Source organism: Pseudomonas sp. MLB6B (genome assembly GCF_054508135.1).
Genome location: NZ_CP199313.1, coordinates 424,955 through 443,986 on the forward strand (window position 1 = coordinate 424,955; position 19,032 = coordinate 443,986).

The window sequence follows — 19,032 nt, forward strand, 5'->3', positions numbered from 1 at the left end:
GTGCGCTTGCGATGCGGGAGCCGACCTCTACTACCCCTGTGGGAGCGGCCGGCCGGCGTACCGGTTCAGCCGCGAAGAGCTTCGCGGCTAAAGCCGCTCCTACAGGGCGGTGTGTCAGGTCCGCACAACCTACGATCCGGGGCTTAGACGTTCTGCTGTTCACCCTTCGGATCGAAGAACACCGAAGACACGATTTCCGCCTCGATCACGCTGCCATCGGCCTGCGGGGAGTAGACCCGCTCGCCCATGCGCTTGAGACCGCCCTTGACCACACCCATGGCGAACGAATAGCCCAGGGAGTTGAACGCATAGCTGGAGGTCACGTGGCCGACCATGTCCATCGGGATCGGTTGGTTCGGGTCGTTGACCAGCTGAGCGCCTTCGGGCAGCCAGACCTTCGGGTCCACCGGCTTGAGGCCCACCAGCTGCTTGCGGTCTTCGCGCAGGCAGTCTTCGCGGTTCATGCCGCGCAGACCGATCCAGGGGAACGGCTTGTTGCGGCCCACGCACCAGCTCATGTTGAGGTCGTCCGGGTTCATCGAACCGTCGGTGTCCTGACCGACGATGATGAAGCCCTTCTCGGCGCGCAGCACGTGCATGGTCTCGGTGCCGTACGGGGTCAGGTTGTACTTCTTGCCCGCCTCGACGATCTGCTCCAACACGCCCATGGCGTAGTTGGCCTGCACGTTGACTTCGTACGACAGCTCGCCGGTGAACGAGATGCGGAACACCCGCGCCGGTACGCCGCCGACGTTGCCTTCCTTCCAGGTCATGAACGGGAAGGCGTCCTTGTCCAGGTCGATGTCGGTCAGTTCGGCCAGCAGCTTGCGGCTGTTGGGGCCGGACAGCGTCATGGTGGCCCAGTGGTCGGTCACGGAGGTGAAGTACACCTTCAGGTCCGGCCATTCGGTCTGGTGGTACAGCTCCAGCCACTGCAGCACACGGGCGGCGCCGCCGGTGGTGGTGGTCATGATGAAGTGGTTGTCGGCGACGCAGGCGGTGACGCCGTCGTCGAAGACCATGCCGTCTTCCTTGCACATCAGGCCGTAGCGGGCCTTGCCCACGTCGAGCTTGGTCCAGGCGTTGGTGTACACGCGGTTGAGGAACTCGCGGGCGTCCGGGCCCTGGATGTCGATCTTGCCCAGGGTCGAGGCGTCGAGCAGGCCGACGCTGGCGCGCACCGCCTTGCACTCGCGCTCCACGGCGCGGTGCAGGTCTTCGCCCGGCTTGGGGAAGTACCACGGACGCTTCCACTGGCCGACGTCTTCGAACTCGGCGTTGTTCTTCACATGCCAGGCGTGCAGCGCGGTGAAGCGCACCGGCTCGAAGATGTGCCCACAGTGGCGGCCCGCCACCGCGCCGAAGGTCACCGGCGTGTAGTTGGGGCGGAACATGGTGGTGCCCATCTGCGGGATGGTCACACCGATCGAACGGGCGGCGATGGCCAGGCCGTTGACGTTGCCCAACTTGCCCTGGTCGGTGCCGAAGCCCAGCGCGGTGTAGCGCTTGACGTGCTCGACCGACTCGAAGCCTTCGCGGGTGGCCAGCTCGATGGCGGCGGCGGTGACGTCGTTCTGCTGGTCGACGAACTGCTTGGGCGCACGGGCGGTGGTCTTGTCGTGGGGCACCTGGAACAGGGCCACGCCGGCCTCTTCGGTGCGCGTCACGGTGTTCGGCAGGCTGCCGGTGGTGGGCTGGAAGCCGGCTTCGCTGGCCGCGCGCACGCCGCCTTCGAAGCCGTCGGCCAGGGCGTCGCCCAGCGGGTACACGCCGTTGATGCCGCCGACGCACACACGCTTTTGCGGCGCGTCGCCCGGCACGAAGCCAAGGATGTCTTCACGCCACACCGGGCGGCCGCCCAGGTGCGAGGCCAGGTGGACCACCGGGCTGTAGCCGCCGGAAGTGCCGATCAGGTCGCATTCGAGCCATTCGCCTGGGCTGGTCACTTTGTAGCCCGCCACATCGATGGCGGCGACACGCGCACCGGTGACGTGCTTGGTGCCCTTGGCCTCGATGATGGCGCTGGAGGTGAGGATGCGGATGCCCTTGGCGCGCGCTTCCTCGACCAGCGAACCGCGTGGGTTGTGGCGCGCATCGGCGATGGCCACCACTTGCAGGCCGGCGTCGTGCCAATCCAGCGCGGCGCGGTAGGCGTAGTCGTTGGTGGTCGACAGCACCAGCTTGCGGCCGGGCGCCACGCCGTAACGGCGCACGTAGACCGAGATGGCGCCGGCGAGCATGTTGCCCGGCACATCGTTGTTGCCGTAGACCAGCGGACGCTCGTGGGCGCCGGTGGCGAGCACCACGCGCTTGGCACGCACGCGATGGACGCGCTGGCGCACCTGACCGATCGGCGCGCGGTCGCCGAGGTGGTCGGTCAGACGCTCATGGATGGTCAGGAAGTTGTGGTCGTGGTAGCCGTTAACCGTGGCGCGTGGCAGCAAGGTGACGTCGGGCAGGCCTTGCAGCTCGGCGACGACGCTGGCGACCCATTCGCTGGCAGGCTTGCCGTCGAGGGTCTCGCGGCTGTCGAGCAGGCTGCCGCCGAATTCTTCCTGCTCGTCGGCGAGGATCACCCGGGCACCGCTGCGCGCGGCGGCCAGGGCGGCGGCCAGGCCAGCCGGGCCGGCGCCGACGATCAGCACGTCGCAATGCTGGTTCATGTAGTCGTAGCTGTCCGGGTCGTTCTGCAATGGCGAACGGCCCAGGCCCGCGGCCTTGCGGATGTACTTCTCGTAGGTCATCCAGAAGGATTTGGGGTACATGAAGGTTTTGTAGTAGAAGCCCGGCGGCATCATGCTGCCGCCGACCTTGCCCAGAATGCCCATCATGTCGTTGTTGACGTTCGGCCAGCCGTTGGTGCTGGTGGCGACCAGGCCCGCGTACAGCGCCTGTTGCGTGGCGCGCACGTTGGGCACCTGGGTGGCTTCGCTCGAACCCAGTTGCAGGATGGCGTTCGGCTCTTCGGTGCCGGCGGCGATGATGCCGCGCGGACGCGAGTACTTGAAGCTGCGGCCGACGATGTCGACGCCGTTGGCCAGCAGCGCGGCGGCCAGGCTGTCGCCGGCGTAGCCCTGGTAGCTCTTGCCGTTGAAGGTGAAGTTCAGCACCTTGCTGCGGTCGACGCGGCCACCGCTGGAGAGGCGATAGGTCTGGCTCATGCGTTTTCTCCCCGTTCGTTGACGGCCGCCGATTTCGCGGGTGTGTGTTCGCGCGCGGTCACCTTGGGCTGTTCGCCGATCTTGTAGGTTTCCAGGATCTCGTAGGTCTCGGTGTCGCGGGTCATGTTGAAGTACTGGCGACAGCCCGCGACGTGGTCCCACAGTTCATGGTGGATGCCGCGGAAGTTGTCGCGGAAGAACATGTAGGTGCCCCACTCCTCGTCGGTGCAGGCGTTGGGGTCGAGCGGGCGGGCGATGTGCGCCTGGCCGGCCGGGTGGAACTCTTCCTCGGAGCGCAGCTCGCCGCAATGGGGACAGAAAATGTGCAACATGAAGGTTGTCTCCGAATTAGTGGGCGACGGCCGCAGCGCCGTGTTCGTCGATCAGCGCGCCGTTGTAGAAACGGTCGATGGAGAACGGCTTGGCCAGCGGGTGCATCTCGCCTTTGGCCAGGCTCGCGGCGAAGACGTTGCCCGAGCCGGGGGTCGCCTTGAAGCCGCCGGTGCCCCAACCGCAGTTGAAGAACAGGTTCTTGACCGGGGTCTTGGAGATGATCGGGCAGGCGTCCGGGCAGGTGTCGACGATGCCGCCCCACTGCCGGTTCATGCGCACGCGCGAGAGGATCGGGAACATCTCCACGATCGCCTGCATGGTGTGTTCGATCACCGGATACGACCCGCGCTGGCCGTAGCCGACCCAGCTGTCGATACCGGCACCGATCACCAGGTCGCCCTTGTCGGACTGGCTGATGTAGCCATGCACGGCGTTGGACATGATCACGCTGTCGATGATGGGCTTGATCGGCTCGGAGACCAGCGCTTGCAGCGGGTGCGATTCGAGCGGCAGGCGGAAGCCGGCCAGCTTGGCCATGTGCCCGGAGTTACCGGCGGTAACCACGCCGACGCGCTTGGCGCCGATGAAGCCTTTGTTGGTTTCCACGCCGATCACCGCGCCGTTCTCCTTGCGGAAGCCGATCACTTCGGTCTGCTGGATCAGGTCGACGCCCAGGGCGTCGGCGGCGCGGGCATAGCCCCAGGCGACGGCGTCGTGACGGGCCACGCCGCCACGGCGCTGGATGGTCGCGCCGAGGATCGGGTAACGGGTGTTCTTCGAGCAGTCCAGGTACGGAATCTCGGCCGCGACCTGTTCGGTGTTGAGCAGCTCGCCGTCCACGCCGTTGAGGCGGTTGGCGTTGACCCGGCGCTCGGAATCGCGGATGTCCTGCAGGGTGTGGCACAGGTTGTAGACGCCGCGCTGGGAGAACATCACGTTGTAGTTGATGTCCTGCGACAGGCCTTCCCACAGCTTCATGGCGTGTTCGTAGAGCTTGGCCGATTCGTCCCAGAGGTAGTTGGAGCGCACGATGGTGGTGTTACGGGCGGTGTTGCCGCCGCCCAGGTAGCCCTTCTCGATCACCGCCACGTTGGTGATGCCGTGTTCCTTGGCCAGGTAGTAGGCGGTCGCCAGGCCGTGCCCGCCACCGCCGACGATGACCACGTCGTAGACCTTTTTAGGGGTCGGCGTGCGCCACATGCGCTGCCAGTTTTCGTGGTGGCTGAGGGAGTGCTTGAAGAGGCCGAAGCCTGAGTAACGTTTCATGGTGTCTTGCTCCCTCAGCGGTAGACCGGGAAATCGGCGCACAGGTCGGAGACGCGCTTGGCCACGTCGGCTTCGATGTCTGCGTCCCCCAGGTGGTCGAGGATGTCGCAGATCCAGCCGGCCAGGCGCACGCATTCGGCGACCTTGAAGCCACGTGTGGTGACGGCCGGGGTGCCGATGCGCAGGCCCGAGGTCACGAACGGCGATTGCGGATCGTTGGGTACGGCGTTCTTGTTGACGGTGATGTGGGCGCGGCCCAGGGCGGCGTCGGCGTCTTTGCCGGTCAGGCCCTGACGGATCAGGCTGACCAGGAACAGGTGGTTGTCGGTGCCGCCGGAGACCACGTCGTAGCCACGCTCGACGAACACCTTGGCCATGGCCTGGGCGTTGTCGATCACTTGCTGCTGGTAAGCCTTGAAGCCTGGCTCCAGCGCTTCCTTGAAACACACCGCCTTGCCGGCGATGACGTGCATCAGCGGGCCGCCCTGGGCGCCCGGGAATACGGCGGCGTTGAGCTTCTTCTCGATCTCTTCGTTGGCCTTGGCCAGGATCAGGCCGCCACGTGGACCGCGCAAGGTCTTGTGGGTGGTGGTGGTGACCACGTCGGCGAACGGAATCGGGTTGGGGTACAGGCCTGCGGCGACCAAGCCGGCCACGTGGGCCATGTCGACGAACAGCAGCGCACCGACCTTGTCGGCGATGGCGCGGAAGCGTGGGAAGTCGAGGGTTTTCGAATAGGCCGAGAAGCCGGCGACGATCATCTTCGGCTTGTGCTCGACGGCCAGGCGCTCGACTTCGTCGTAGTCGATCAGGCCGGTGGTGGTGTCGATGCCGTACTGCACGGCGTTGTACAGCTTGCCCGAGGACGAGACCTTGGCGCCGTGGGTCAGGTGGCCGCCGTGGGCCAGGCTCATGCCCAGGATGGTGTCGCCGGCCTGCAACAGGGCCAGGTACACGGCGCTGTTGGCCGAAGAACCCGAATGCGGTTGGACGTTGGCGTAGTCGGCGCCGAACAGCTGCTTGGCGCGCTCGATGGCCAGCGCCTCGACCTTGTCGACGTGCTCGCAACCGCCGTAGTAGCGCTTGCCCGGATAGCCTTCGGCGTACTTGTTGGTCAGACCGCTGCCCTGGGCCTGCATCACGCGTTTGCTGGTGTAGTTTTCCGAGGCGATCAGCTCGATATGGTCTTCCTGACGCTGCTCCTCGGCATCCATCGCCGCCAGCAGCGCATCGTCGTAACCCTGGATCTGGTCTTGCTTGCTGAACATCGTGTATCTCCCGGCAGCGATCGTTTTTTGTCTTGTGGGTTCAATGACCCTTTGTGGCGATGGTAGGGCCGGGCGGGGGGAATCAGATGCCTGCGCACGCCTTGCAATGGCGCGTTTACGACATTGCCGAGCGGAACCTTTTTTGAAGGGCCTGCGCGTGCGCGTGCTACGGATGGTTTAGAGTGCTGGCTGCCTCGCTCACAGGACAAGGCCATGCCAGACAACAGCCAACAATTTGCCAGCGACAACTATTCGGGCATTTGCCCAGAAGCCTGGGCCGCCATGGACCGGGCCAACCAGGGTCACGAACGCGCCTACGGCGACGACCAGTGGACGCAACAGGCCGCCGACCACTTCCGCCGCCTGTTCGAAACCGACTGCGAAGTGTTCTTCGCCTTCAACGGCACCGCTGCCAACTCCCTGGCCCTGGCCTCGTTGTGCCAGAGCTTCCACAGCGTGATCTGCTCGGAAACCGCCCACGTCGAGACCGACGAATGCGGCGCGCCGGAGTTCTTCTCCAACGGCTCCAAGCTGCTCACCGCACGCACGGTGGCCGGCAAGCTGACGCCCGAGGCGATCCGCGAAGTCGCGCTCAAGCGTCAGGACATCCACTACCCCAAACCGCGCGTGGTCACCCTCACCCAGGCTACCGAAGTGGGCACCGTCTACCGCCCCGACGAACTGGCGGCGATCAGCGCCACCTGCAAGGAACTGGGCCTGCACCTGCACATGGACGGTGCGCGCTTCACCAACGCCTGCGCCTTCCTCGACTGCTCGCCGGCCGAATTGACTTGGAAGGCCGGGATCGACGTGCTGTGTTTCGGCGGCACCAAGAACGGCATGGCGGTGGGCGAGGCGATCCTGTTCTTCGACCACGAGCTGGCGCGGGATTTCGACTACCGCTGCAAACAGGCCGGGCAGCTGGCCTCGAAGATGCGTTATCTGTCCGCGCCTTGGGTGGGCATCCTGGAAGACGGCGCCTGGCTGCGCCATGGCACCCACGCCAACCACTGCGCGCAGCTGCTCGCCTCGCTGGTCAGCGACTTGCCGGGTGTGGAGCTGATGTTCCCGGTGGAGGCCAACGGCGTGTTCCTGCAAATGCCGGAAGCGGCGCTGGAGCGGCTGCGCGAGCGGGGCTGGCGTTTTTATACCTTCATCGGTAGCGGCGGCGCGCGCTTCATGTGCTCGTGGGATACGCGGGAAGAGCGCGTGCGGGAGCTGGCGGCGGACATCCACGCGATCGTCGCGGGCTGAAACGCTGCCGGGAGCGGTCCGCGATGGGCTGCGCGGCAGGCGTGTGCATTGGGATGGCCTGAACGACTCAGGCTCAATCCCTATTGACAGTGCGAACTGCGCTTACTGATCGGCGATGGTGCGGCTGATGGCATTGACCGTGGCGTCGATTTGCGCCTGAGTCCGCGCTAGCGTCTGCTGATGCGTCTGTTGCAATTCGATCTGCTTGGAGCACAGGTTCAATGCCGCCAGCACCAGCAGCTTGTCGCCGATCAACGTCGGGTATTGGCGCTTGGTGTCGTGCAAGGCGGTGTTGAGCATGCGCACCGCCTGGCTGAGGGTCTCTTCCTGGCCATCGGGCGCCTTGATCGAATAATCGACGCCGAGGATCGACACCACGTTCACTGGCTGCTCCTGCCGCGAGTAATAGCTCATGCGCCGACGGTGCCGGCACCTGCGCGCTCGAGCAATGCTTGCAGGCGCGAAGTGGTGGCACCCTGCTTCTCTTCCTGCTCCATCAGCGACAGCTGCAGGGTTTCGTTCTCTTCCTTGACCTGGGCCAGTTCCTGACCGAGCACGGCGTTCTGCTCGGTCAGTTGGGTGTTCTTGTGCAGCAGGTCGTTGACCAGTTGCTCGATCTGATTAAGGGAGGCTTCCAACATGGCTCTATCTCAGGGTTGTTGCAAAGGGCGCCCACGATAAAGAAAAGTGCGCGCCCTCGCCAATTAATATCGGTACGACGGGCTCAAGCGGCCCATTGACCTGATATCGCGCAACATGTTCCCGAAAAATCCGCCGCCGATCCGAAGGCCCCGCCTTGCTCGCAAGGCCGCCAAACGAAAACAGGCCCGTCATGGGCCTGCTTCTGTCTGGGACTTTGCGCTGCGCTCAATAATCGATGCGCACATCGCCCTTGGGGATGCTGCAGCACGACAGGATATAGCCCTCGGCCTCATCGTCCTCAGTGATACCGCCGTTGTGCTCCATCTCCACCTCGCCGCCCAGCTTGAGTACCTTGCAGGTGCCGCAGATGCCCATGCCGCAGGCCTTGGGGATCATCAGGCCGACTTTCGCCGCCGCCGCATGCACGGTTTCGCCGGGCGCGATGCGAATGCTCTTCTCGCTGCCGATGAACTCCACCAGGTTGAGGTCGGATTCGTCCACCTCCGGGGCATCGGCGGCCTGCTCGGCCTGCTCGACGGCATTGGCCTTGTCCTCGGCCGGCGTGGCGCCGAAGGATTCCTCGTGGTAGCGGCTCATGTCGAAACCGACGCCTTCGAGCATGCGCTTGACCGCGGTCATGTACGGCGTCGGGCCGCAGCAGAACACTTCGCGCTCCATGTAGTCGGGCGCCATCAGCTCCAGCAGGCGCTGGTTCAGGTAGCCGCGGTAACCGGCCCATGGCTCGCCCAGGCCGTGCTTCTCGCAGATGATGTGCAGCCCGAAGTTGGGGATGCGCGAGGCCATCTGTTCGAGTTCGCGGTGGTAGATGATGTCTTTGGGCGTACGCGCGCTGTGCACGAAAACCATGTCGACGTTGGCATTGGTGTCGTAGAACCAGCGCGCCATGGACATCACCGGGGTGATGCCGACGCCGCCGGAGAGGTACAGCACCTTGTTGGCCGGGAAGTCGATGGCGTTGAACAACCCCACCGGGCCGTGCACGGCCAGCTCCTGGCCTTCGTGCAGGGTGTCATGCAGGTGGTTGGAGACATGCCCGCCCGGTACCCGCTTGACGGTGATGGAGAAACTGTAGGGCACCGACGGCGAACTGGAGATGGTGTAAGAACGCATCACCTGCTTACCGTCGATTTCCAGTTCCAGGGTTACGAACTGTCCGGGTTTGAAGAAGAACATGATCGGCGCGTCGGCCATGAAGCAGAACGTGCGCACGTCCCACGTCTCTTGGATGACCTTGACGCAGCGCACGGTGTGGCGGCCGTTGACCCAGGTCTGCGTGGTGACCGGATTGAGAAAGGTTTCGGACATGATCATCTCCAGCGGCCGACTACCGGCCTTTTTATGGTTGCGATGATGCTCAAGCCCGAAGGGTCGCACTTTCCCATCTGCGACATCGGCGTGCTTATCGCGACCAGCCCCGTCGGGCAAGGCCTGGCGCGTCGGAATCAGATTGGGCCATGTCGTCCATGGATACGGTTCGCGCCCACAGTAACCGCACACTCCACCGCAAATGCACCGGCTGCTTCTGCATGAATGACAGCCGGGCCAACGGCACCGCAGCACCATAATGATTAGCCACCTTTCGCCGGCCGTATCGGGCCATGAGGAACCACATGATGGACGTCACCGCAACCCTGAGCCTGGGCGATCCACTCGAACCTGCACGCAAGGCCACCGCCGAGATGCTGCAGAACCGCGAGCGTACCTATTCGCTGCCCCAGCCTTTCTACACCGACGAGCGTCTGTTCCAGATCGACATGCAGGAGATCTTTCACAAGGAGTGGCTGATCGCCGGTATGACCTGCGAAATTCCGGCGAAGGGCAACTACCTCACCCTCGAGATCGGCAAGAACCCGATCATCGTGGTGCGCGGCACCGAAGGTAAGGTGCACGCCTTCCACAACGTCTGCCGCCACCGCGGTTCGCGCCTGTGCGTGCACGACAAGGGCAAGGTGGCCAAGCTGGTGTGCCCGTACCACCAGTGGACCTACGAGCTCGACGGCCGCCTGCTGTTCGCCGGCACCGAGATGGGCGTGGACTTCGACATGAAGGAATACGGCCTCAAGCCGGTCAACGTGAAGACCGCCGGCGGCTACATCTTCATCAGCCTGGCGGAGAACCCGCCCGCGATCGACGAGTTCCTGGCCACTCTGGACCATTACATGGAACCGTACGACATGGAGAACACCAAGGTCGCGGTGCAGACGCAACTGTTCGAAAAGGCCAACTGGAAGCTGGTGCTGGAAAACAACCGCGAGTGCTACCACTGCAACGGCTCGCACCCCGAGTTGCTGCAGACCCTGCTGGAGTTCGACGACACCAACGACCCGCGCGCCAGCCAGGAATTCAAGGACCAGGTCGCCGCCTGCTCGGCCGCCTGGGAAGCCGAAAAGATCCCGTACCTGCACAAGAGCCACGGCCTGCGTAACCGCATCGTGCGCATGCCGCTGCTCAAGGGCACCGTATCGATGACCATGGACGGCAAGGCGGCGTGCAAGAAGCTGATGGGTCGCATCCAGAACCCGGACATGGGCTCGATGCGCATCCTGCACCTGCCGCACGCCTGGAACCACTGCATGGGCGACCACATGATCGTCTTCACCGTGTGGCCGATCAGCGCCCAGGAATCGATGGTCACCACCAAGTGGCTGGTGCACAAGGACGCCGTGGAAGGCGTCGACTACGACCCGGCCAACATGCGCAAGGTGTGGGACGCCACCAACGACCAGGACCGTCGCCTGGCCGAAGAGAACCAGCGTGGGATCAATTCCACCGCTTACCAGCCGGGGCCGTATTCCAAGACCTACGAGTTCGGTGTGGTGAACTTCATCGACTGGTACAGCCAGCGGGTGTTGAACAACCTGGGGGCCGAGCCTGCGCCCTATTTGAAAGAGATCAAGGCGCAGTAAGCGTTCCAACGGGTGGTCGTTCATGGCCACCCGGCTTTATCCCAGAGGGCTTGCCCTGGCCCTTACACAGGCAAGCGATCACCGCTTGTGATTTGCGACCCTCGGCGCATGGTGCGCATCGCCATGCGCATGACCATGGCGGTCATATGCTTTGCCTGGTCCAACCCGGCGGCACTGCTCGCCCCTCGAAGCGTCAGGGAGGCGAACGCACCCACGCTTGGTGCGTTATGCCATAACCGCTGAAGGCGCTCAGGCACATCGGCATACCCAATCACACCTGAAGCGCCAGTCGCAAAGACCAGTCGCGCACCACCCGTCATCGAACTCGCTGACTGTATGGCGCCTGGAAGCTCCATCAAGCTGCCAACGAAGCTCAGACCGGCATTCCAAGTGCTGGCTACTGCCACCATCCTCTCGCGAAACGAGAGCTGGCGACCTTGCTGGAGCACTTCCATTGCGGTTACCACGTTATCCAGCACTGCAGCGGCATCGCTTGTAGCCAATAATGCCTGCCCAACGGACTGGACACTCAATCGCGACTCGACATGCCCATACTCGAACGCTATGGAAGGTACGTCAGTGATACGCGCGGGGGGGCCTCGCCTCGTAGGCGCGGCGCCGGATGGATCGCGGTTGTTGATCGGATCTGCTGAACAATATGCGTAGGCATTCATACCGCCGTCGCCAAATGGGCTCAGGCGATCAGCACTCCGAAAGCGCATCAGCGAAGGACTATAAGCCCGATAACCATTGCCCAGCAGATAACTGCCGCTGAACGGATCGTGATACGCCCCTACAAATGCCGCCAATCCTTCGATCACGCCCTGCGCCTGGCCGTAAGGCGTGTAATTGCGCGCGGTACGTATCGATCTTGGTCGGTTCGGTTGTGACATCAGCTGATTCACTCAAGTCGATTCATGGAAGAACGCTGGCCCTATACGGATGTCTCTCTCACATTCACGCGTTGCAGTTGGACGTTATAGCGCCTCTCCACATGCGATGTGGCGATCGTGTAAAGCTCATGCCCAGACATTACCGTAGCGAGCGCTCCGAAAGCGAAATCTGTCCACATCAGGGCGGCCGAATCCGCTGTGACCAAACGCGCCATCGACGTCCCAATGCTCACCGCTGCCGTGGTAGCGCCAATGGTCGTCAGTGCGGTGTCTCTAGTGCGCCACCGGGATACTGAATTCTCCGATGCGATGCTAGGCACCACTCCACCGCGAGTCCCCGCGTATCCCGTGTTGAGATCAAAGTCCTGCGATTGCACGAATCCTCTATAGGCTTTCACAAAACTGATCCCCAGGTTCAGGACGCCACCAATGAGGTTTCGTACGGACGAGAGCCAAGCCGGGATGCACCCGGACGGATCATGGCGATTGATGGGATCGTTCAGGCAGTACGCATAGGCATTGATCCCCCCCTTGCCGAAAGGGCTCAGCCGGTCACTCGATGCAAACCGCATCAGCACGGGCTTGTACATTCGATGGCCATTGCCCAGATGGTACCCTGCCGCTTGGCAATCGCGTCTTTGGCCAGCGAAACCCAACAGCAGACCAGCACATTGTGATTGCGCGCCATAGGGGCCATAGGCGGCACGTACACGATCATTGCCGCTCAAGGCAGAGCGATGCACGGTGATGTGGAGGGTGTCTGTACCAGTCATGGAAGCCAGTTTCTCGCTCGTCGGAAACTCCACGCTATCAAATAGGGGTCGAACGGATAACTGTCAGAAATATCAGGTGTCTCGCGAACGCTGGAGAACAAAAACGCCGATTCATGATGGGTGTTCGTGCGATCAAACACATCCATGAACCGGCGCTCTTGAGCACGACGTCAGACGTCTCCGTCGTTTTCTTGCTCAGCGCAAGACACCCTCTTCCACCAGCAACTTCAGAATCGCCTCGGCCCCTTCCTGCGCCGTCACGCCTTTCAAGACCTTGCCGCTACCCCCGCTGGCCTTGGCCGTGGCCGCTTTCATCCGGTCCGCGCCGCTTTTGGCCTTGATCACCTTCAAACGCTTGGGCCGTGGGCGAGCCGGTTGCAGTTGTGCATCGGCGAGCAGGTCGTCTTCGACCACCTCCACCTCCCGCGCCGCCAGCACACCACGGCGCGCCGGGCCGAAGGCGCTCTGCCGTGGCGTCGGTGCGGCGTTGTCGACGGTCGCCAGCAATGGCAGGCGCACCTTCAGGCGACGCCGCTGCCCGCGTGGCAAGGCTTGCAGCACCTGGGCGGTACCGTTGTCGATGGATTCGACGGCTGCCAGGCCGACGATCAAGGGCCAGCCCAGTTTCTCGGCCAGCAGGAACGGCAGCATCCCGGAACCTTCGCCGGTTTCCGCCTGGCTGCCGGTCAGCACCAGTTGGGCGCCAGCATCGCGCAGGTAGTCGCCGAGCACGCCGACGACATCGGCGCCGGCCGGCTGCTCCAGCACATCGAGGTGGTCCAGCCCCATGCCCAGGTAGGCGCGCAGGGCTTCTTCGTGGGGATCGCCGGCGTGCACCACTTGCAGATGCTCGCCGGCCAGTTGCAGGCCCAGCTCAACCGCGCGCGCATCCTGATCGGCGCGGCGCGTACGCCCGGAGCCGGGATGCGCGCCGATGGAAACCAGGCTGATGACTTTCGTACCCATGCTCATGCCCTCAAGCCGCGTCGCGCTGGCCGCCGCTGCGGAAGTGTTCCACCGCCTCGATCAAGGCCTGGAGAATCGCCGTGCTGTCGCCAATGATCGACAGGTCGGCGCGTTTGATCATGTCGCAGGCCGGGTCCATGTTCACCGCCACCACCTTGTCGCAGGCGCCGATGCCCTGCAGGTGCTGGACGGCGCCGGAGATGCCGACGGCCACATAGACCCGCGCGGTGACCCAGGTGCCGGTCGCACCGACCTGGCGGTTGCGCGGCATGAACCCGTCGTCCACCGCCACCCGCGAAGCGCCTTCGGTGGCGCCGAGCACGGCAGTGGCACGGTGGTACAGGTCCCAATCCTTGATGCCGCTGCCGCCCGAGACGATGAACTCGGCTTCGGCCATGGCGATGGCGGCCGGGTCTACCGCCACCGAGCCCAGGTCTTCGATGCGCGACAGGCTGCGCGCTACCGAGGCCGACAGCTCCACTGGCAAGGCTTCGTGACGGGTGTCGCTGACCGGGTCCGAGCATTCCGACGAGGCCAGGATGATCCGTGCGATGCCGCGTTGCAGGTCTTGCTGGCCGGCACCGGCACGGCCGATGCATTCGCCGTCCTTGACCTGCCACACGCGGGTGGCCGGGCGTTCGCCCATGGCCGCGGCCAGGCGCCGGCCCAGCTCGCCGCCGCCGTTACGGGTGTCGGGCAGCAGCCAGTGGCGCGGTTTGAACTGCGTGTCCACGGCGCGCAGGCCCTGCACCAGCTGCTCGGGGGCATAACCCTTGTAGGCATCGCCGTCGAGCACCAGCAGGCGGTCCACGCCAGCGGTGTCGAAGGCGGTTTCCTTGTGCTCGCCGAAGACGACGGCCAGCACCGCGCCGTCCTGGCCGGCCAGGCTGTGGGCCAGGCCCAGCAGGTCGCGGTCGTGCGGACCGAGGCGGCCGCCGACCATGTCCGGCACCACGGCGATGTAGAAGGCGGGTTCGAGCACCTGATGCAGCGGCAGTTGCACCTCGGCGGCGGCGCTGCGCCGGCCTCCTGTAGCCGTACCCTGTTGGGCGCCGCTGCGGTCGATGCGCTTGAGGCCGTTGGGCCCCATGAAGCCGGCGGCGATGGCGTGGGTGTTCTTGCGCATCAGCCCATTGGGGCCCATCCACGAGGTCTGTTGCGTCTGCATCGCCGCGTGCAGCGGATGCAGACGGTTACGGGCGATCCACTCTGCACGAGGGTCGCGGCGGATGAGGTCGCTCATCAATGCACCTCCGCAAGTTCGCGTTTGGCCGCTTGCGGCTTGGCCGCGGCGGCAGGTTCTTCCAGCAGCACGTCGGCCACCAGTTCCGCCAGGTCCTTGATCAGGGGGCGTGGCTCGACCACCCCTTCGAGCATGGCCGTGCACTGCGGACAACCCACGGCGACCACTTCGGCTTCGGTGCTGCGGATGTCGTCCATGCGCATGTCGGGAATCCGCTGCTTGCCGGGGATGTCGGTGATCGGCGCACCGCCGCCACCGCCGCAGCAGCGGGAGCGGAAGCCCGAACGCTCCATCTCGCGCACTTCGATGCCCAGCGCCCTGAGCACCTCGCGCGGGGCTTCGTACTCGCCGTTGTAGCGGCCTAGATAGCACGGATCGTGATAAGTGACGCTGCCTCCCTTGTGCTGGCCGAGGTTGAGCCTGTTCTGCGCGATCAGTTCGGCGATGTATGTGCTGTGGTGCTGCACCTGGTACTCGCCGCCCAGCGCGCCGTACTCGTTCTTCAGCACGTGGAAGCTGTGCGGGTCGCAGGTGACGATGCGCTTGAAGCGGTATTTGTCCAGGGTCTGGATGTTGCGCTTGGCCAGCAGCTGGAACGTGGCTTCGTCGCCCAGGCGGCGGGCCACGTCGCCACTGTCGCGCTCCTCCAGACCGAGCACGGCGAAGTCCACGCCCGAGGCCTTGAGCACCTTGACGAAGGCGCGCAGGGTGCGCTGGTTGCGCATGTCGAAGGCGCCGTCGCCGACCCAGAACAGCACCTCGGTGCTCTGCACGTCGGCCAGCAGCGTCAGGTTGAGGTCGGCCGCCCAGTTCATCCGCCCACCGGGGTTGAAACCGCCGGGGTTGTCGGTGGCGATCAGATTGTCCAGCACCTCGGCGCCCTTGTTCGGCGTGGCGCCTTTTTCCAGGGTCAGGTGGCGGCGCATGTCGACGATGGCATCGACGTGCTCGATCATCATCGGGCATTCCTCGACACAGGCGCGGCAAGTGGTGCACGACCACAGCGTTTCGGCATCGACCAGGCCGTTTACGATCGGTTGATGGGGGTGGCCGCCGTGCTCGCCGATCGGCTTGCCGGGATACGGACTGCCGGCGAACTTGGCGTCGGTGCCGCCGGCCAGGCCCACGACCATGTCCTGGATCAGTTTTTTCGGGTTCAGCGGCTGGCCGGCGGCGAAGGCCGGGCACATGGCCTCGCACTTGCCGCACTGCACGCAGGCGTCGAAGCCCAGCAGTTGGTTCCAGGTGAAATCGGCCGGTTTTTCCACACCCAGGAGCGCGTTCGGGTCTTCCAGGTCGAGTGGCTTGAGACCGGTCGAACGGCCACCGCCGAAGCGCTCGCTACGGCGGTGCCAGGCCAGGTGCAGGGCACCGGCGAAGGCATGCTTCATCGGCCCGCCCCAGGTCATGCCGAAGAACAGTTCCGACACGCCCCACAGCACGCCCAGGCCGAGCACAGCGACCATGATCCAGCCGCCGGTGTTGGCCGGCAGGATGCCCGCGACCGGCAGCGTGGCGATGAAGAAGCTCGCCGCGAACACCAGCAGGCTTTTCGGCAGGCGCATCCACGGGCCCTTGGACAGGCGCGCGGGCGGATCGATGCGGCGGCGGTAGACGAAGACGGCACCGGTGAACATGACCAGTGTGGCCACCAGCAGCGCGTAGCCGAGAATCCGGTTCTGCAGGCCGAAGCCGTGCACCAGGATCGCCAGCGCCGCCGACAGCACGAAGCCGCCAGCGGTGGCGACGTGGGTATTGGAGATGTACTTGTCGCGCCCGACCACATGGTGCAGGTCGACCAGGTAGCGGCGCGGCATGGCCAGCAGGCCGCCGATCAGGTTGACCGGCGAAGGCCTGCCGCGGCGCCACATGCGCACCCGGCGCACGGCGCCGAGCACGGCCAGGGCGAGCGCCGCGAACAGCAGGATGGGTATCAGGGTGTTCAACATGGGTGACTCCCATAACAGCTGGTTGCTTGCGCCGCCCTAACGTGCGGCGCGGATCCTGTGGGAGCGGCCGGCCGGCGCTCCGGTTTAGCCGCGAAAGCGCCAGATCGGACAACAGTGTTTTCAGTGCTGACGCTTTCGCGGCTGAAGCCGCTCCTACAGGGGGCCAGTTCCACCAGTGATGGCGGCGTTCATGCATGCCCGTATGGGAACCAGCTCACCTGGGAAGGCGGTTTCCATGCGGGTTTCCATCAGGGCCGGGGCCGCCAGCGACGGCGGCTTTCGAGCAGGCCCGATCAGAAGTCCTTGCACAGGCGCAGCGCGTCGTAGATCGCCGCATGCACGTTACGCTGGGCCACGCAGTCGCCGATGCGATACAGCAGGTAGCCCTCGCCCGGCTGGCTGAGGATCGGCTGCGGCTGGATCGCGAACAGAGCTTCGACGTCGATCTGGCCCTTGTTGCGCGAGCCTTCCTTGAGCGCGTAGTACAGCTGCTCGTCGGGACGTACGCCGTTCTCGATCACTACCTGGTCCACCACCCGCTCTTCGCGGCCGCCGGTGTACTCGTTCTCCAGTACTGCCACCAACTTGTCGCCCTCGCGGTAGACCTTTTCCAGCATCATGTCGCCGGTCATGATCACTTCCTTGGGGTACATGCTGCGGTAGTAGGTCGGGAAGGTCGTACCGCCCATGGCCACGCCTGGCTTGATGTCGTCGGTGACGATCTCGACCTGGCTGCCGTTGCCTGCGATGAAGTCGGCCACCGACATGCCGGTGAATTCGCAGATGGTGTCGTAGACCAGCACGTTCTTGCCCGGCGCGACCTTGCCGTCGAGCACGTCCCAGCTGCTCACCACCAAGCCTTCGGCGGCGCCCCAGTGCTCGTTCTGCTCGACGAACGGATGGCCGCCGTTGGCCAGCACGATGATGTCCGGGCGCAGGTCCTGGATGGTCGCCACGTCGGCGGCCGTGCCCAGGCGCAGATCGATCTTCAGGCGCGCGAACTCCAGCTGGTACCAGCGGGTGATGCCGGCGATCTGGTCGCGCTGCGGCGCCTTCGAGGCGGTGATGATCTGCCCGCCGATCTGTTCCTTCTTCTCGAACACGGTCACGTCGTGGCCGCGCTCGGCCGCCACGCGAGCGGCTTCCATGCCGGCGGGGCCGCAACCGACCACCACCACCTTGCGCTTGGCGCCGGTGCTCTTCTCGATGATGTGCGGCACGCCCATGTATTCGCGGGAGGTCGCGGCGTTCTGGATGCACAGCACGTCCAGGCCCTGGTACTGGCGGTCGATGCAGTAGTTGGCGCCGACGCACTGCTTGATCTGGTCCACCTGGCCCATCTTGATCTTGGCGATCAGGTGCGGGTCGGCCATGTGCGCGCGGGTCATGCCGACCATGTCGACGTAGCCGCCTTCGAGGATGCGCTGGGCCTGGTTCGGGTCCTTGATGTTCTGCGCATGCAGCACCGGAACCTTGACCACTTCCTTGATGCCGGCCGCCAGGTGCAGGAACGGCTCGGGCGGGTAGCTCATGTTGGGGATGACGTTGGCCAGGGTGTTGTGGGTGTCGCACCCCGAGCCGATCACGCCGAAGAAGTCGACCATGCCGGTGGCGTCGTAGTACGCGGCGATCTGCTTCATGTCTTCGTGGCTGAGGCCGTCGGGGTGGAATTCGTCGCCACAGATGCGCATGCCCACGCAGAAGTCGTCGCCAACCTCGGCGCGCACGGCCTTGAGCACTTCCATGCCGAACTTCATGCGGCCTTCGAAGCTGCCGCCCCATTCGTCGGTGCGCTTGTTGACCCGCGGGCTCCAGAACTGGTCGATCATGTGCTGGTGCACGGCCGACAGTTCGACGCCGTCCAGGCCGCCTTCCTTGGCCCGGCGCGCGGCCTGGGCGTAGTTGCCGATCACCCGCCAGATCTCTTCCGGCTCGATGGTCTTGCAGGTGGCGCGGTGCACCGGCTCGCGCACGCCGGACGGCGACATCAGGGTCGGCCAGTTGAAGCCGTCCCAACGCGAGCGACGGCCCATGTGGGTAATCTGGATCATGATCTTGGCGCCATGCTTGTGCATGGCGTCGGCGAGGTTCTGGAAGTGCGGGATGATGCGGTCGGTCGACAGGTTGACCGAAGCCCACCATTCCTGCGGGCTGTCGATGGCCACGACGGACGAGCCGCCGCAGATCGCCATGCCGATGCCGCCCTTGGCCTTCTCTTCGTAATACTTGACGTAACGGTCGGTGGTCATCCCGCCGTCGGTGGCGTACACCTCGGCGTGGGCGGTGCTGAGCACGCGGTTACGGATGGTCAGTTTGCCGATCTGGATCGGCTGGAACATTGCTTCGAAGGCCATGAC

General features: G+C 64.7%; 15 protein-coding genes. 2 read left to right on the forward strand and 13 right to left on the reverse strand.

Annotated features, from left to right (window positions below):
• Positions 1-143 precede the first annotated feature (143 nt).
• The 4 genes from ACSMEV_RS01720 to ACSMEV_RS01735 are packed head-to-tail and all read right to left on the reverse strand — an operon-like array spanning position 144 to position 6,028.
• Positions 144-3,161 (reverse strand): sarcosine oxidase subunit alpha, encoded by a 3,018-nt coding sequence (locus ACSMEV_RS01720; protein ID WP_459206998.1) that lies wholly within the window; start codon positions 3,159-3,161, stop codon positions 144-146.
• A complete protein-coding gene (locus ACSMEV_RS01725) occupies positions 3,158-3,493 on the reverse strand; it encodes a sarcosine oxidase subunit delta (RefSeq protein WP_459206999.1) in 336 nt (111 codons plus the stop codon). Before ACSMEV_RS01725 ends, ACSMEV_RS01720 begins: the two co-directional genes overlap by 4 nt.
• 16 nt (positions 3,494-3,509) lie before the next feature.
• Positions 3,510-4,760, reverse strand: a complete 1,251-nt coding sequence (locus ACSMEV_RS01730; RefSeq protein ID WP_296266392.1) for a sarcosine oxidase subunit beta family protein — start codon at positions 4,758-4,760, stop codon at positions 3,510-3,512.
• A gap of 14 nt (positions 4,761-4,774) precedes the next feature.
• Complete coding sequence (locus tag ACSMEV_RS01735; protein ID WP_459207000.1) at positions 4,775-6,028, reverse strand: serine hydroxymethyltransferase; 1,254 nt, start codon at positions 6,026-6,028, stop codon at positions 4,775-4,777.
• A 213-nt stretch (positions 6,029-6,241) separates the two neighbouring features.
• Between ACSMEV_RS01735 and ACSMEV_RS01740 the strand changes: the two genes are divergently transcribed.
• Positions 6,242-7,282, forward strand: coding sequence for a threonine aldolase family protein (locus tag ACSMEV_RS01740; RefSeq protein WP_459207001.1), 1,041 nt, complete (start codon positions 6,242-6,244; stop codon positions 7,280-7,282).
• A gap of 102 nt (positions 7,283-7,384) precedes the next feature.
• Here the strand turns inward: ACSMEV_RS01740 and ACSMEV_RS01745 are convergent, their stop codons facing one another.
• From ACSMEV_RS01745 to gbcB, 3 genes are all read right to left on the reverse strand, one after another.
• Positions 7,385-7,696 carry a cell division protein ZapA gene (locus ACSMEV_RS01745; RefSeq protein WP_459207002.1) on the reverse strand — a complete coding sequence of 104 codons (312 nt, stop codon included), beginning with the start codon at positions 7,694-7,696 and terminating at the stop codon, positions 7,385-7,387.
• Positions 7,693-7,923 carry a hypothetical protein gene (locus tag ACSMEV_RS01750; protein ID WP_459207003.1) on the reverse strand — a complete coding sequence of 77 codons (231 nt, stop codon included), beginning with the start codon at positions 7,921-7,923 and terminating at the stop codon, positions 7,693-7,695. The genes ACSMEV_RS01745 and ACSMEV_RS01750 overlap by 4 nt, the downstream gene beginning before the upstream one ends.
• A gap of 226 nt (positions 7,924-8,149) precedes the next feature.
• Positions 8,150-9,250 carry a glycine-betaine demethylase subunit GbcB gene (gene gbcB, locus ACSMEV_RS01755; RefSeq protein WP_459207004.1) on the reverse strand — a complete coding sequence of 367 codons (1,101 nt, stop codon included), beginning with the start codon at positions 9,248-9,250 and terminating at the stop codon, positions 8,150-8,152.
• A gap of 308 nt (positions 9,251-9,558) precedes the next feature.
• On the opposite strand from gbcB, the gene gbcA reads away from it, so the two are divergent.
• Positions 9,559-10,851 carry a glycine-betaine demethylase subunit GbcA gene (gbcA, locus tag ACSMEV_RS01760; protein WP_313739644.1) on the forward strand — a complete coding sequence of 431 codons (1,293 nt, stop codon included), beginning with the start codon at positions 9,559-9,561 and terminating at the stop codon, positions 10,849-10,851.
• Positions 10,852-10,913: 62 nt separating this feature from the next.
• Here gbcA and ACSMEV_RS01765 read toward each other — a convergent pair whose 3' ends face one another.
• The 6 genes from ACSMEV_RS01765 to dgcA form a co-directional block, all read right to left on the reverse strand.
• The gene (locus tag ACSMEV_RS01765; protein WP_459207005.1) at positions 10,914-11,756 is read right to left on the reverse strand and encodes an RHS repeat-associated core domain-containing protein; all 843 of its coding nucleotides are present in this window, start codon (positions 11,754-11,756) and stop codon (positions 10,914-10,916) included.
• Positions 11,757-11,785: 29 nt separating this feature from the next.
• On the reverse strand, positions 11,786-12,517 hold the full coding sequence (locus tag ACSMEV_RS01770) for an RHS repeat-associated core domain-containing protein (RefSeq protein WP_459207006.1): 732 nt from the start codon (positions 12,515-12,517) through the stop codon (positions 11,786-11,788).
• 195 nt (positions 12,518-12,712) lie between these two features.
• Complete coding sequence (gene etfB / locus ACSMEV_RS01775) at positions 12,713-13,483, reverse strand: electron transfer flavoprotein subunit beta (protein ID WP_459207007.1); 771 nt, start codon at positions 13,481-13,483, stop codon at positions 12,713-12,715.
• Between the two features lie 10 nt (positions 13,484-13,493).
• Positions 13,494-14,726, reverse strand: a complete 1,233-nt coding sequence (gene etfA, locus ACSMEV_RS01780; RefSeq protein ID WP_459207008.1) for an electron transfer flavoprotein subunit alpha — start codon at positions 14,724-14,726, stop codon at positions 13,494-13,496.
• Positions 14,726-16,675, reverse strand: coding sequence for a dimethylglycine demethylation protein DgcB (gene dgcB, locus ACSMEV_RS01785; RefSeq protein WP_459207009.1), 1,950 nt, complete (start codon positions 16,673-16,675; stop codon positions 14,726-14,728). Before dgcB ends, etfA begins: the two co-directional genes overlap by 1 nt.
• Positions 16,676-16,968: 293 nt before the next feature.
• Positions 16,969-19,029, reverse strand: a complete 2,061-nt coding sequence (gene dgcA / locus ACSMEV_RS01790) for a dimethylglycine demethylation protein DgcA (RefSeq protein WP_459207010.1) — start codon at positions 19,027-19,029, stop codon at positions 16,969-16,971.
• Positions 19,030-19,032 lie beyond the last annotated feature (3 nt).